The organism is Bacillus sp. MN7755, assembly GCF_054771475.1.
Map to the genome: position 1 here is coordinate 188,009 of NZ_BTRL01000006.1, position 14,154 is coordinate 202,162.

Genomic DNA, 14,154 nt, shown 5'->3' on the forward strand with positions numbered 1-14,154 from the left:
TTTGAAAAGAGATAGCTCTTTTTTGTATATATTTCCTTCTATTAGCGGAATCTAATTAAAAACTTGTTGAAAAGGAAGTTAGGTGGGGAAGTTGTTAGAGTTAAAAGGTAACTTGTTTGAAGTTATGAAAGAAATTAGGGACGAGTTAGGTTCACCTAATGATTTAACAATTAGAGAAGTTGTCCTTGCTGGCAGTTATACACGTTGTGCTGTTGTTTTTTTATGTGGGTTAACAGATAAGGATAATGTTTATAAATATGTAGTTCGTACACTTCAATATGAAGAAGTACAAAAAGAAGAAGCTGTTGTTCAAACGTTATTGGATCGTTTTATTTCTATTGCGGAAGTTGGTAAGAAGACAACGTTTCCGGATATTATAAATGCAATTTTAGCGGGAGATACAGTTATATTAATTGATAATATTCAAACCGCTATTCTGATTAATAGTAGAGCTTGGGAAAAAAGAAGTTTAGAACCGCCAGTAACAGAAGATTTAATACGTGGACCGAGGATTGGATTAAATGAAGATATTAACGTGAATAAGATGTTAATTCGCCGTAGTTTACGTGACCCAAAGCTGAGATTTCAATCTTATATTATGGGAAAGAGATCCCAAAAAGAAGTGACTTTAGTATATATAGAAGACATTATTAATCCTTACATTGTAAAAGAGCTAGATCGGCGTCTTCAGTCAATAGTGACAGATGTCGTTTTTGAGACGGGTACGATTGAGCAATTAATTCAAGATAATAATTTGTCACCGTTTCCGCAGTTTTTAAATACGGAAAGGCCTGATAATATTGTGGCCTCATTAGCGAAAGGAAAGGCAGCTATTTTGGTGGATGGATCACCGTTTGCCCTTATAGCTCCGCTAGTATTTGTTGATATTTTTCAATCTGTGGAAGATCATTATGAGCGTTGGGTAATAGGGACTTTATTAAGAATTTTGAGGATGGGTTCTGGTATAATTGCGATTTTAATGCCAGCGATGTATGTAGCGCTCGTCTCATATCATCAAGGACTTATTCCTTCTAAATTGGCTTATTCAATTGCTGGGGCAAGAGAAGGTGTTCCGTTTCCTGCATATATTGAAACGTTAATGATGGCATTAACGATGGAGTTAATACGAGAAGCAGGAATTAGGTTGCCGAAACCGATGGGGCAAACAATTGGGATTGTAGGTGGTCTAGTAATTGGAGAAGCAGCGGTGAACGCAGGGATTGTAAATCCGTTTTTAGTTATCATTATTGCAGTTACAGCTATTGCTACATTTTCACTTCCGGTGTATAGCATCACAATTACGTTTCGAATTTTACTTTTCGTCTTTGTATTAGCAGCAACTGCTTTTGGGTTGTATGGAATCATTCTAGCTCTTATTGCGCTTGCTGTTCATATTACAAATTTAACAAGTGTTGGTGTACCGTATACAACTCCAATTGCTCCTGCATTTTATAAAGATTGGAAAGAAGAGTTTATTCGCATGCCAAAATCAATGTTGAAAGAGAGACCGGAATATTTACAAACGAAAGATTCTACAATACGTCCAAAGGAGCGAGAATAATTGAAACCATTTGAGTATGGCGATGAAGAAATTGGATCTCGGGAAATTGGGTTTGCGGTATCATCCACCATTATTGGTATAGGTGCATTATCTATGCCTCGAGATATTGCTGCGCAAACTTTATTTTCGGACGGTTGGATTATTTTGCTTTTGGGCGGATTAATATGTGCAGTTTTAGGCTGGTTTGTAACGAGGGTAGCTATTTTATTCCCAAAACAAAACTTTGTTCAATATACGAGTGCACATTTGACGAAGCCGGTGGCATACACGATTAGTATAGTTTTAGTATTGACGTTTGGGGCTTTGACAGCATATGAATCACGGATGATTGCAATTATTTCACAAACTTATTTATTTAGTGATACACCAGTGCAGCTGTTGTCTTTTTTCTTTTTATTAGTTGTTGTTTATGGGATAGCTGGATCGAGGGCAGCTTTATTAAGGTTAAATGTTCTATTCCTACCTATTGTTTTAATTGCGATAGTGCTTCTTTCTTTATTGAATATAAATTTAATGGAAATAAATAATTTACTACCAGCTTTTCAAACGGATATCAGTCAATATGCTGTAGGAGTTAAAAATTCTATTTTTACATTTATCGGATTTGAGGTAGCTCTGTTTTATGCCGTTATGTTGAACGATAAGACAGCAAAAAAGGCACCAATGGCAGTTGCAAAAGCAGTGATGGTAAACGTGTTGTCATACATTTTAATTTATGCAACTTGTATTAGTGTTTTTACATATATGACAACACGTGGATTGACATATCCAACAATTGAACTAGGGAAAGAAATTGAAATTGGTGGAGGGTTTTTAGAAAGATTTGATGCGATTTTTTTTACTACTTGGATTATTACTATTTATAACACTACAGCAATGTATTATGACATCGCATCTTTATTGTTTTGTGCTATGTTTCCAAAAGTAAAGAAACACGTATTCATTTTTGTGACTGCTCCTATTATTTTTATGGTAAATATGATACCTGGTAATGTGGAGACTCTATCGCATTATGGAACTTATTTAGCTTGGATTGATATGGGGTTTGTTGTGTTAGCGCCTTTGTTAGTCTTTATTGTATATAAAATAAAAAGAAGGAATGGTGGAAATGAAACACCTTCTTAAAATTATAATGGTTATGGTTTTAGCTGGATTTATGAGTGGGTGTTCTGAGTTAGAGGAGATAGAAGAAAGAGGGTTTGTAGTAGGAGCGGCTTACGATATTGTGAAAGAAAAGCAATCGAATCCAATTATGAAAGGGACGTATCAGATGGTACTTCCAAGTAAATTGTCGCAACAGGGTGGGCAAGGGGGAGGAGATAATGAGAATTATATTAACGTGAGTGCGAAAGCGGATAGTGTGTTTGAACAAGTACGAATTATCGCAAAAAAAATCAGTCGTTCATTATTTTTCCCACATATACAAGTGATCATTTTCTCTGAAAAATTACTTTCGAAGCCATATGTTTTACAAAATACGTTAGATTTATATATTCGCGATCATGAAATGAGAAGAAATATTCGTTTGTTCGTTTCAAAGGAGAATGCAGAGGCGATTTTAAAGCAGAGTGCAAAACCTGAAAACTTACCAGCACAGTACATTGATATGTTAGCTGAACACCCTCCTAAAAATGCTCAAATGATTGAAGCCTCAAGAATTGGTGAAATACAGGAAAAGATGATTTCCAAGAGAAGTTTTGTATTACCTATTCTCCGTCTAACCAAACAAGGGGTACAAATGGATGGGGCAGCGCTGTTTCGAGGGAAGGATAATAAGTGTGTGGGGCGTTTGAATGGGGAACAAACATTGGGCATGAATTATATAATAGGCAAAAAAATTGGAGGTTTTTTTACCATTCGTAAAAAGGGTCAACTTGTTACATATGAAATTCATAAGCTTCGTCGAAAGATTAAAGTATCTACAAAGAATGCTACAAAACCGAAGTTTAATATTCATTTATCTATGGATGGTACATTGGCCGAATTGCACTTTAGTAATCATATAAAGGTTTTGAATGAAAAGCGTTTAGAGAAGGATATCTCGGAGGAAATGGAGAAACGCATCCAAAAATCGATTAAGCTTGTTCAAAAAAAATATAAGGTAGATGTATTAGAATTAGGGGAAGTATATAAGCGACATAATTATAAAGAGTGGAAAAAGATAAGTAAGAATTGGGATCAAGGTGAAAATTACTTTAGTAATGCTGAAATTACTGTTCATGTTCATCCAACAATTGAACATTCTGGTTCAGCTTTACCGAAAAGAGTGAAATAAGGTGATGGAAGTTGTTTACTGGATTGGGGATTAGTTGCACGATATTAATGGCGGTTCTTCCGGGAGCCATATACTTTATTCATAAGAAACTCGCAACGTATGGAGCACAGCCTTGGAATACTGATATACAAAAAAAGAAACCTGAATAATCTCAGGTTTCTTTCGCGCAAAGCATATGTGAAGGGGGATACCTTCTATGTATGCTTTGCTTATACAAGCCCTAACCAATGTACCAATTGTGTAGAGAGGAATGTCACAACAATGGCGATAACGGTAGGGATTGCAAACGATAAGAATGTCCATTTTGCACTTTTTGTTTCTTTATATATGTTAACCAGTGTTGTTCCACATGGGAAATGAAGAAGTGAGAACAACATTGTGTTTAACGCTGTTAACCAAGTCCAACCATTTTCTAAGAATAGATTTTTAATTTGATTAAAATCATCTATTTCAGTTAAAGCTCCGGTTGATAAGTAAGACATTAATAAAATCGGGATAACAATCTCATTCGCTGGTAGTCCAAGAATGAACGCAGCTAGAATAAAGCCGTCAAGTCCTAACATTTTAGCGAATGGATCTAGGAAGTTTACAAAATACATAAGTAGGCTTGTGTCACCGATGAAAATATTAGCTAGTAACCAAGTTAATGCAGCCGCAGGGGCAGCTACAACAACAGCTCGTTTTAAAACATAGACTGATTTATCGAGTGTTGCACGTACAATTGTATTCCAAACCTTTGGCTTACGGTACGGCGGTAACTCAAGTGTGTAGTGAGTTGGAACGCCTTTTAAAGCTGTTTTTGATAGTACCCAGGAAACGGTTAATGTCATAATAATACCAATTACAACCATACCAACTACAACGCCAGCAGTAACCAATGTTTGCATACTACCTGTATAACCAGCAGCCATAAATAATGAGGCCATTAAAATTAACATAGGCCAGCGACCGTTACAAGGAACGAAATTGTTTGTTAAGATTGCAAGCATGCGTTCACGTGGTGATTCAATAATACGTGTTGACATGATGGCTGCTGCATTACAACCAAAGCCCATTGCCATTGTCAAAGATTGTTTGCCGTGTGCACCAGAGCGTTTGAATAAGCGGTCCATATTAAACGCAACGCGTGGTAAGTACCCGTAGTTTTCTAATAGTGCGAACATAGGGAAAAAGATGGCCATAGGTGGTAACATAACGCTAATAACAGCACCGATACCACGGAATAAGCCAAGTATTAAAATGCCATGTAACCATTCGGGTGCATGTGCTGCCTGGAACCAAGAAGTTAAATACCCTTCGGCCCATCCGAAGAACTCAGCAATCATATCAGACGGTACGTTAGCGCCTGCAATTGTAAGATAAAAAATGATAGATAAAATACCGAGCATAATTGGAAATCCCCAGATTGGAGATGTGAAAATTTTATCTAGTTTTTCAGAACGATACAATTTATCCGTATTTGTATATTGAACAGATTCTTTACATATGCTTGCGGATGTTCGGTAAATATCTCCGACAATATCATCTCGTATATCTTCTTTTGATAGTGTTTGTGCATGTTGAATAATATAGTCCAATGGAAGAGCTTTACTGGCTGAGTGAGATTCCATTCATTACGACCTCCCTTACAAGTGGTTCATTATGGTGTTTTTGAAGTGTAGTTAAGAAATTTTTATCTCCATCTAATATACGTAACGCAATCCAACGTGCTGGATACGTATCGCCGAACACTTTATAAATTTGTGGTTCTAACTCCTGGATCATATTTTCGATTTTTTCGCTGTAAGAAATTTTAATTGGTGTTGGAATTAGTTTTTTATTTGCTACTTTGGCAATGACATTTAGTAAATGACCGATGCCTACGCGATTACGAGCAGAAATCTTAACTACAGGTACACCGAGTGATTTTGCTAATTTCTTTTCATCAATAACGATGCCTTTTTTCTCAGCTTCATCAATTAAGTTAATACAAATGACTACGTTGCTCGTCATTTCCATCACTTGGAGTGCTAAATTTAAATTTCTCTCCATAGCAGTTGCATCTATAACAACTACAGTTACTTCTGGTTTTTCAAATATAATATAATCCCTTGCTACTTCTTCATCCGCAGAATTTGAATATAGTGAGTAAGTTCCCGGTAAATCTATTAATGTATATTTACTACTGTTATGTTCATATTCCCCTTCAGCTTTCAAAACAGTTTTTCCCGTCCAGTTTCCAGTATGTTGTTTTAAGCCTGTTAAAGTATTAAATAATGTACTTTTCCCGGTATTCGGGTTACCAGCTAAAGCAATGCGATGTTTGCTCATCTGAAATCATCTCCTATTAATACCCCGAAAATAAGGGAACTTTCTTCCTTGCGTAGCGCAATAGTTGTGTTGCTTACTTGATAAGCGACCGGATCTCCAAGTGGACTGCGTTGTAATACTTTAATCGTTGCGCCAGGGATAAATCCTAAATCTAATAAACGTCGTTTCATAGTTCCTTCTAATTGTATCTTCTCAATTTGTACAAACTCTCCTGTCTTAAATTCGGAAAGTGGTTTTGTATTAGCCGATACCATAAAAGTTACCTCATCTCTATATTGTTAGTTTAAGTTTAAAAAGTTTCCTTAGGTAAACTTTTTGTTAGTAATATAGTAGACTACATTGGATGATGCTGTCAATTGGTACTTTAAAAATATTCATTTATTTTTAGAATTGTTCCAATTTATTTAGTTGTACTAAAAAATATTACTGAAATTCTGTTTAATGTAAATAAAGTAAGGATGTAAAAGTTAAAAAATATAATGGATTTGTAAATGTATTTTTAAGCAGAAGGGGAAAAGAGTGAAAAACATTTACATTTAATTTACATTGTTAAGAATAAATTTACATTACAACTTAATTAGTGTGGATTTTGTTGGGGTTTTTAACTATAAATCTTGGGATTCCTAGCTTTTAAGGGTTATTATCGTTATTTACTTAAAATTAAAGATTGCTTAACACTCACATAATATTGCTGTCCTACAATGAATTTGTGTTCGAAAGAAAATGAATTCGAAAAGTGATAATCCAAATGGGGGTACAAGACATGGTTATGAAAAAAGGTATTAAATTTTCTTTAGCGGCTTTAGTGGTAGCAGGAGCGTTAGTTGGATGTGGGAAAGCAGAAGATACAGCTAGTAAAGAAACTGCTAAAGGAAGCGATAATACAAAACAAGAATTATCAGGTACGATTGCAGCGGCTGGTTCTACAGCTCTTCTACCTCTTGCGGAGGAAGCTGGAAAGAAATTCATGGAGAAAAATTCAAAAGTTTCTATTCAAGTTCAAGGTGGCGGTAGTGGAACTGGGATTAACCAAGTAGCATCGGGTGCAGTACAAATTGGTAATTCAGATGTTCCATCTGGAGATAAAATAAAAGATGCTGAAAAAGCGAAAGAATTAGTAGATAACAAGGTTGCGGGTATTGCATTCGCGCTTGTCGTAAATAAAGATGTAAAAGTTGATAACTTAACAGTACAACAAGTACAAGATATCTTCACTGGAAAAGTAACAAACTGGAAAGAAGTAGGCGGGAAAGACGAAAAAATCAACGTAATTAATCGTCCAGCTTCGTCTGGTACACGTGCTACATTTGAAAAAACAATTATGAAAGACGCGAAAATCAATGATGGAACTGGTACTACACAAGATTCTAACGGTGCAGTAGAGCAAGCGATTAACTCTACTCCAGGATCAGTAAGTTATTTAGCAATGTCTTACATGGTTGGCGATAAAAAAGGTGCACTACAAACAGTGAAAATTGATGGCGCTGAACCAAAAGTTGAAAACATTTCGTCTGGCAAATATCCATTCTGGTCTTACGAGTACATGGTAACAAAAGGTGAAGCGAAAGAAGCAACGAAAGCTTACATTGATTATGTAAAAGGTAAAGACTTTGAAAAGCAAGTAGAAGATATGGGCTACATTCCAATGTCTAAATTAAATAAGTAATCAAATTTATGGGGCTGGCTGCAAGGCCAGTCCTGTTCATTTCAATCTATGAAGTGGGGTCTGACCTGTGATGAAGGGGAAAAAACAAATTAATTACGTAAAAAGTGAATATATAGGAAGATCGCTTGTTACGTTTTGCGGTATTTTTATTGTTTTAATTACATTAGCTATTATTGCTTTTATTTGCGGTAAAGGTATTCAATCTTTTACGCAAAGTGGTATCTCATTTACTGAGATGTTAACATCGACAAAATGGAATCCGAATGCTGACGAAGGAACCTTCGGGGCTTTGATTTTCATTGTAGGTTCAACAGTGGTTTCGTTAGGTGCGGTTATAATTAGTGCGCCAATTGCTATAGCTCTTGCTATATTCATGAATTTAATTTCGCCGAAGTTTGGAAATAAAGTATTAAAGCCTGTTTTAGAATTATTAGTTGGTATTCCTTCGGTAGTATACGGGTTATTAGGGGTTACGATTTTAGTACCGCTATTACGTGATTCGTTTGGGGGAGTAGGCTTTAGTTTAATTGCAGGTATTGTTGTATTAAGTATTATGATTTTACCTACTATTGCTAGTATCGCTTCTGATGCAATACGCTCTGTTCCATTTGATTATTTAGAAGCTTCTTATGGTCTAGGATCAACGAAATGGCAAGCGATTAGCCGAGTGATTGTTCCTGCTGCGAAAAAAGGGATTTTAACGGGTGTTGTTTTAGGTTTGGCGCGTGCTTTTGGTGAAGCGTTAGCGGTTCAAATGGTAATTGGGAACACAATTAAATTACCAGAAGGAATATATAGTCCGACAGCAACGTTAACTGGTATTTTGACAATGGACATGACAAATACATTAAACGGAACTGCTTGGAACAATGCGCTATGGAGTTTAGCGATGATTTTACTTGTTATTTCATTCCTGTTTATTTTAGTAATTCGAGCGATTGGGCAAAGAGGTGAGCGATAATAATGAATGCAAGAACGGTAAATAAAGTTTGGACAGGTGTTTTTTATGCGGTTGCGGCTTTAGTTGTAGCTATGCTGGTGTTCTTAGTGTTTGAAATTTTACAAAAGGGATGGGGATTTTGGGATCCTAGTTTCTTGTTTGGAGAACCAAGTAATACAAGAGCTGGTGGTGGGATTGGTCCGCAGTTGTTTAATTCCTTCTATATGCTTGTTATAACGCTTATTATATCTATCCCTCTTGGGTTAGGTGCTGGAATATATTTAGCAGAGTATGCAAAACAAGGACGTTTTTTAAACTTTGTTCGTTTATGTATTGAGACAATGGCGTCTTTACCATCTATTGTTGTTGGTTTATTTGGTTTGTTAGTGTTTGTTACTATGACAGGTTGGGGATACACAGTAATGGGTGGTGCCCTTGCTTTAACGATTTTAAACTTACCAGGTTTAACGCGTGTTTGTGAAAATGCGATTTCAGAAGTTCCTCATAATGTAAAAGAGGCAAGTCTTGGATTAGGTGCAACGAAGTGGCAAACGATCGCTCGTATTATTATCCCGTCATCATTACCGCAAATTATTACAGGTATTATTTTAGCGGCGGGTCGTATATTTGGGGAAGCAGCAGCATTGATTTACACAGCGGGTTTAACATCTCCGATTTTAAATTCGGCAGCGGACTTCTCAAGCCCTGCGCATCCTTTAAATCCGTTTAGACCAGCTGAAACGTTAGCGGTTCACATTTGGAAGCTGAATTCTGAAGGAGTTATTCCAGATGCGAAGTTGATTGCGACAAAATCTGCAGCAGTATTAATTATTATGGTATTACTATTCAATGTTATTTCACGCTTGGTAGCATCTGTATTGCACAAACGTTTTACAGGGACGAAAAGAAAAAGTAAAACGACGAAGAAGGTAAATGCAGCATAGATTACAAAAGAGAACTCTCTACTTATAAGTAGGAGTTCTTTTTTGTACTTTAATATAGAAGGAATGGATGTAGTGATTGTTGAATTTGTAATTAATTATAGAGATGAATAGGGGCAAATGAAGGAGTGGAGGAATTGTTTTTTCTACAAATGTCAGGTTTTCCTGGAACAGGAAAATCGACAGTTTCTAAGTATATAGCGAAGTTAACAGGTGCTGTAATTGTAGATCATGATGTTTTGAAATCCGCATTGTTACAATCATTAGAAATGAAAGGAATTGAATCGGTGATTGTTGGAGGAGTATCATACGACGTTGAATGGGTATTGATTGATTCATATTTAGAACAAGGACATAGTGTGATATTGGATAGTCCATGTCTATATGAAGTAATGGTTGAAAAAGGAATTAATCTGTCTGATAAACATGGTGTGAAATATAAATATATTGAGTGTTATCTGAATGATATGGAAGAGATTAATAATAGGTTACAAATACGTAAGCGTATGGTCAGTCAAATTGAAAAGGTAGAGTCGGAAGTGGCTTTTAAAAAGTGGTTAGATGGTAGTAAAAGACCTCTAAATAGTGAATATCTTATTGTGGATTCTAGTGAACCTCTAGAGCGGTATGCGGAGAAAATGATGGATTATATGAGTAGGTAGAGAAAAAAGCATTATCTTCATTCGTGAAGATAACGCTTTTTCTTTAAATATCAGGTGTTTCTGTAGAAGTGCTTATTTTTCTGCGAGAGCGTCTTTTTCTTCCGATTTTATCTAATAGTTCATACATAACTGGAACAACTACTAATGTAAGAACAGTTGAAACTGCTAAACCACCGATGACAACGACCGCCAAACTTTTTGATACCATACTTCCTGCTTGGGATTGACCGAATAGGAGTGGTAGCATAGCGACGATTGTCGTTATAGCTGTCATAATAATTGGACGTAATCTAGTGGATCCCGCTTCTAGTAAGGCATCTCTTGTTTCCATTCCATGTTCTCGATTTTGTTGTACTCTTTCTATTAATACGATAGCGTTTGTAACGACAATCCCGATTAACATTAATGCGCCAATTAATGAATTTATATCAACAGGTGTTCCTGAAACGATTAATCCTAAAATGCCGCCGACAGCAGCTAGTGGCAAGGAGAACAGAATTGCGAAAGGAGCGCGTGCTTGCCCGAAGGTAATAACCATTATTAAATATACAATCCCGATTGCAATTCCCATAATTTTGAATAGGTCCGTGAAGTTCTCTTGCATAGATTCAGTGGCGCCTGCAATATTTACTTTTGCGCCGCTAGGTAAATCTAAACCAGTTATCGCTTTGTTTACTTCTGTGCTTACTTTACTTAAATCTTCATTTGTAGCTTCTGCCGTAATTTGAATCGTTTCTTTTCCGTCTTTATGGAAGACTTCTGTTTGAAGTTGCTTTTCTGAAATAGTTGCAATGTCTTTTAAAGGAATTGGTCCATTGATAGGTGATAATATACTTGTGTTTAAAATATCTTCTTGTTTAGTAATGTTTTCCTTTCTGTGTTCTATCATAATAGTTGTTTTTTCATTATTGATTGAAACTTCACCAATAGGTGATTTCTTCATAAGGAATGCTACTTGTTGTGCTGCTAATTCTGGTGTTAATCCTAGTTGTTCGGCCTTTGTTTGATCAACATGGATTTGCCATTCTTTCTTAGAGTCTTCTAAATTCGTTTTTACTTTAGAGAGAGTAGGCATATCTTTTAGTTTTGTTTCGACGATAGTAGCAGCCTCTTTCAAATTCGTTTCGTTAGTGGCTGTTACGTTAAATTGTAAAATATTACCGCCGCCAGAGCTTGAATAACTCGTTTTTATATAATCAAGTTCAGCGGGCTCAAAAGCTTTATGTCCTTTTTTTAACTCTTTAATATACTGATCAATATCAGAGCCTTTCTTGAAGACTACAAATATACTGGCAAGATTATTTTTCGTTGTTTGTCCCCATTGTGCATCTTCTGCGCTAGATCCCATTCGTAAAATAACATCCGTTACATCTGAATTAGAAAGTAATTTCTTTTCGAAATCGAAGGCTTTTTGTTTTTGTGTTTCAGCAGCGTAATCAGCTGGGAAAGTCATGTTAATAGATAACATTGTGTCGTCTTCAGATTTTATGTTCGCTTTCGGTAGTAATATATAGGCTGCAATCGATCCTGCAAATAATAAAAAAGAAGTAAGTAGAATAATGAATTTATGCGAAAGAGCCCACTTTAATGTAGCGACATATCGTGGTGAAGAATTTGGCTTTCGATGTTTTGTCTTTTTGAGTAGTAAAAAAGCCATAAGTGGAACAACTGTTAGTGCAACGAGTAAGGATGAAAGAATAGAATATACAACTGCTAATACCATAGGTAACATTAATTTTCCGATTACTCCTGATACGAGGCCGATAGGTAAGAAAACAGCGACCGTTGTTAAAGTGGAAGAAGTAATTGCGACGGCGACCTCTTTCGTTGCATCGAGAATAATATCTTTAGAGAAAGATTCTTTTTGTAAACGACGGAAAATATTCTCAATGACAACGATGCTATCATCGACGAGACGTCCCACTGCAACGGCTAAACCACCAAGTGTTAGGGTGTTAAGTGTGATATTAGATTGTTGTAGTAAAAAAAGTGTTAATAAAATAGATAATGGAATACTGACGACAGCGATGAGTGTCGTTCGGAAGTTACGCAAAAAGATTAAGATAATTAGAGTTGCAGCAATTGCTCCAAGGATTACTTCTTTTCCCATACTAGTAACAGCATTTTCAACTTGCTCATGAGTTGAGGCTAAAAGTTTAATAGAAAACTGATCTTTATATTCTTTACTTATATCTTTGATTTTTTTATCAATTTCTTTTCCGATTGCAACTGCATTTTTACTTGGCTCTTTCATGATGATTAATCCAGTGCCTTCTTCTCCATTTATATGTGAGATTGTATCGTAGTGCTGTTTAAGTTCAACTTGAGCAACATCTTGTAATTTTACTTGAGGTGCAATGGTGATGTTTTTAATGTCATCTACATTTTTTATATCCCCAATGACGCGAAGATTATATTCTTCTTTATTAACGGTAATGGATCCAGCTGGAGTGGAAGTTTCTTTTCCTTGTAAAACTTTTAATATTTGCTCGGTTGTTACGTTTTTATCTTTTAATTGGTTTGGGTCTAGTGTGATAGATAATTCAGAAGCTGATTTTCCGAAAAACATAACGTTGGCAACACCATCAATGCTTTCGAGTTGTGGTACGATTTCTTTTTCGATTTGTTTTTCATCTGCTTTTGAAAATCCGTTTTGCTTCTGGATTGCAATTTGAGCGAGTGGAATCATAGAAGTATTTAGTTGGCTAACTACGGGTTTCGTTGCATCTTTAGGTAATTTAATTGTATTAATCGCCTTTTCAACTTCGCTTGCTGCATCTTTCATATTTGCTTTGGATGTATACGCAATATCGATGCGTGATAATCCCTCATGCGTAGAAGAAGTGATGTTGTCGATGTGCTCTAAATTGCGAAATTGTTTTTCGAGGGGATCAGTTACTTCTTTCGTCATTGCTTCAGCGTCGAGTCCTGGAGATAAGGTGGTGACAGTGACTGCTGGATTATCGATGCTTGGTAAAAACTCCATAGGTAATTTAGAGCCGGAATAAACGCCGAGTATGGAAATGAGAAAAACCATGATGATAACAGCGGCTCGGTTTTTCAATGAAAACTTTGTTAACCTATCCATAAAGTAATTCCTCCATTGGTTTATTTATAGTTGGGTACGTCCTTTCTTACTATATAACAAAAAATGGATATTTTTCATTAATTAAATGTAAAAAAATTCTAACAATAATTTTAAGGTAATGTTTTTGTTGGTATTTCGTTATTTATCCCGCTATTCGTAGGGCGATAAGACTCCCGCCTAAAATTTCGGTTGGAGTCGGGCTACCTGTAGACACCTGATTCGTTTAACTAATAATTTGTGTGGAGCACAAAACAAAAAATCAGCTTGTTCGCTTTATCTAGGAAGTGAAGATATTGATTGGAGAGGGGAGTGGTGTATATATTTTCTTTTTTGTGTGGATTGATTTGTTTTTTTATTGTTAGTTTATAGAGAAGTAAATGATTATGGGCTTTAGTATAGAAGAGAATGCAAGCTAGGAAGGGGTTATGAGATGCAGTTTGGTCAATTAGAGTATATTGGTATACAATTTAAATAGCTGTTTTCCGTAGAGGAGGATGAGGTGTATCTATATAGAAGAAAGTAGGGTGGAAATTTTTTTGTATTTTTTTATAAAAAACACTTGTTATTAAAAAAACATGATGGTATATTAATAAACGTCGCTGATGCGGAAACGCAGAAAACGACAAAAAAGAAATTTTAAAACTTGGTTGACATCGAAAAATGAAGATGTTAATATGATGAAGTCGCTTCTGAGCGACAGACAAGTTCTTT

Annotated in this window: 12 protein-coding genes; 8 read left to right on the plus strand and 4 right to left on the minus strand. The window is 35.8% G+C overall.

The genetic code is table 11. The annotated features are described in order from the left end of the window. Nucleotides 1-82 precede the first annotated feature (82 nt). Genes gerLA through ACYVEC_RS05145 form a run of 4 tightly spaced genes read left to right on the plus strand, consistent with a single transcriptional unit; the run spans nucleotide 83 to nucleotide 3,985 of the window. Complete coding sequence (gerLA, locus tag ACYVEC_RS05130; protein WP_336448521.1) at nucleotides 83-1,561, plus strand: spore germination protein GerLA; 1,479 nt, start codon at nucleotides 83-85, stop codon at nucleotides 1,559-1,561. After that, nucleotides 1,562-2,686 (plus strand): endospore germination permease, encoded by a 1,125-nt coding sequence (locus ACYVEC_RS05135; RefSeq protein ID WP_063225091.1) that lies wholly within the window; start codon nucleotides 1,562-1,564, stop codon nucleotides 2,684-2,686. Continuing rightward, complete coding sequence (locus tag ACYVEC_RS05140; RefSeq protein ID WP_063225090.1) at nucleotides 2,670-3,836, plus strand: Ger(x)C family spore germination protein; 1,167 nt, start codon at nucleotides 2,670-2,672, stop codon at nucleotides 3,834-3,836. Before ACYVEC_RS05135 ends, ACYVEC_RS05140 begins: the two co-directional genes overlap by 17 nt. Before the next feature lie 11 nt (nucleotides 3,837-3,847). Further along, entirely contained in the window at nucleotides 3,848-3,985 is a 138-nt protein-coding gene (locus tag ACYVEC_RS05145; RefSeq protein WP_080468767.1) for a hypothetical protein, read from the plus strand. A gap of 60 nt (nucleotides 3,986-4,045) precedes the next feature. Here ACYVEC_RS05145 and ACYVEC_RS05150 read toward each other — a convergent pair whose 3' ends face one another. Genes ACYVEC_RS05150 through ACYVEC_RS05160 form a run of 3 tightly spaced genes read right to left on the minus strand, consistent with a single transcriptional unit; the run spans nucleotide 4,046 to nucleotide 6,400 of the window. Beyond that, on the minus strand, nucleotides 4,046-5,446 hold the full coding sequence (locus ACYVEC_RS05150; protein ID WP_000443600.1) for a nucleoside recognition domain-containing protein: 1,401 nt from the start codon (nucleotides 5,444-5,446) through the stop codon (nucleotides 4,046-4,048). Beyond that, nucleotides 5,424-6,146, minus strand: a complete 723-nt coding sequence (locus ACYVEC_RS05155; RefSeq protein ID WP_063225089.1) for a FeoB small GTPase domain-containing protein — start codon at nucleotides 6,144-6,146, stop codon at nucleotides 5,424-5,426. Before ACYVEC_RS05155 ends, ACYVEC_RS05150 begins: the two co-directional genes overlap by 23 nt. Continuing rightward, the gene (locus tag ACYVEC_RS05160) at nucleotides 6,143-6,400 is read right to left on the minus strand and encodes a FeoA family protein (RefSeq protein WP_000252989.1); all 258 of its coding nucleotides are present in this window, start codon (nucleotides 6,398-6,400) and stop codon (nucleotides 6,143-6,145) included. The genes ACYVEC_RS05155 and ACYVEC_RS05160 overlap by 4 nt, the downstream gene beginning before the upstream one ends. 509 nt (nucleotides 6,401-6,909) lie before the next feature. On the opposite strand from ACYVEC_RS05160, the gene ACYVEC_RS05165 reads away from it, so the two are divergent. The 4 genes from ACYVEC_RS05165 (at nucleotide 6,910) to ACYVEC_RS05180 (ending at nucleotide 10,355) form a co-directional block, all read left to right on the plus strand. Next, nucleotides 6,910-7,812, plus strand: a complete 903-nt coding sequence (locus tag ACYVEC_RS05165) for a phosphate ABC transporter substrate-binding protein PstS family protein (RefSeq protein ID WP_063225088.1) — start codon at nucleotides 6,910-6,912, stop codon at nucleotides 7,810-7,812. A gap of 70 nt (nucleotides 7,813-7,882) precedes the next feature. Then, a complete protein-coding gene (pstC, locus tag ACYVEC_RS05170) occupies nucleotides 7,883-8,773 on the plus strand; it encodes a phosphate ABC transporter permease subunit PstC (protein WP_000676673.1) in 891 nt (296 codons plus the stop codon). Nucleotides 8,774-8,775: 2 nt separating this feature from the next. After that, complete coding sequence (gene pstA, locus ACYVEC_RS05175) at nucleotides 8,776-9,696, plus strand: phosphate ABC transporter permease PstA (RefSeq protein WP_063225087.1); 921 nt, start codon at nucleotides 8,776-8,778, stop codon at nucleotides 9,694-9,696. Nucleotides 9,697-9,830: 134 nt separating this feature from the next. Further along, a complete protein-coding gene (locus tag ACYVEC_RS05180; protein ID WP_199678137.1) occupies nucleotides 9,831-10,355 on the plus strand; it encodes a P-loop nucleotide/nucleoside kinase family protein in 525 nt (174 codons plus the stop codon). Nucleotides 10,356-10,398: 43 nt separating this feature from the next. Here the strand turns inward: ACYVEC_RS05180 and ACYVEC_RS05185 are convergent, their stop codons facing one another. Beyond that, on the minus strand, nucleotides 10,399-13,443 hold the full coding sequence (locus ACYVEC_RS05185) for an efflux RND transporter permease subunit (protein ID WP_063225086.1): 3,045 nt from the start codon (nucleotides 13,441-13,443) through the stop codon (nucleotides 10,399-10,401). Between the last annotated feature and the right edge of the window lie 711 nt (nucleotides 13,444-14,154).

What these genes read in the sequence shown, in the direction of transcription:
- ACYVEC_RS05140 (WP_063225090.1), top strand. Translation starts at nt 2,670, where the DNA reads ATGAAACACCTTCTTAAAATTATAATGGTTATGGTTTTAGCTGGATTT.
- ACYVEC_RS05150 (WP_000443600.1), bottom strand. Translation starts at nt 5,446, where the DNA reads ATGGAATCTCACTCAGCCAGTAAAGCTCTTCCATTGGACTATATTATT.
- ACYVEC_RS05155 (WP_063225089.1), bottom strand. Translation starts at nt 6,146, where the DNA reads ATGAGCAAACATCGCATTGCTTTAGCTGGTAACCCGAATACCGGGAAA.
- ACYVEC_RS05160 (WP_000252989.1), bottom strand. Translation starts at nt 6,400, where the DNA reads ATGGTATCGGCTAATACAAAACCACTTTCCGAATTTAAGACAGGAGAG.
- ACYVEC_RS05165 (WP_063225088.1), top strand. Translation starts at nt 6,910, where the DNA reads ATGGTTATGAAAAAAGGTATTAAATTTTCTTTAGCGGCTTTAGTGGTA.
- pstC (WP_000676673.1), top strand. Translation starts at nt 7,883, where the DNA reads ATGAAGGGGAAAAAACAAATTAATTACGTAAAAAGTGAATATATAGGA.
- pstA (WP_063225087.1), top strand. Translation starts at nt 8,776, where the DNA reads ATGAATGCAAGAACGGTAAATAAAGTTTGGACAGGTGTTTTTTATGCG.
- ACYVEC_RS05185 (WP_063225086.1), bottom strand. Translation starts at nt 13,443, where the DNA reads ATGGATAGGTTAACAAAGTTTTCATTGAAAAACCGAGCCGCTGTTATC.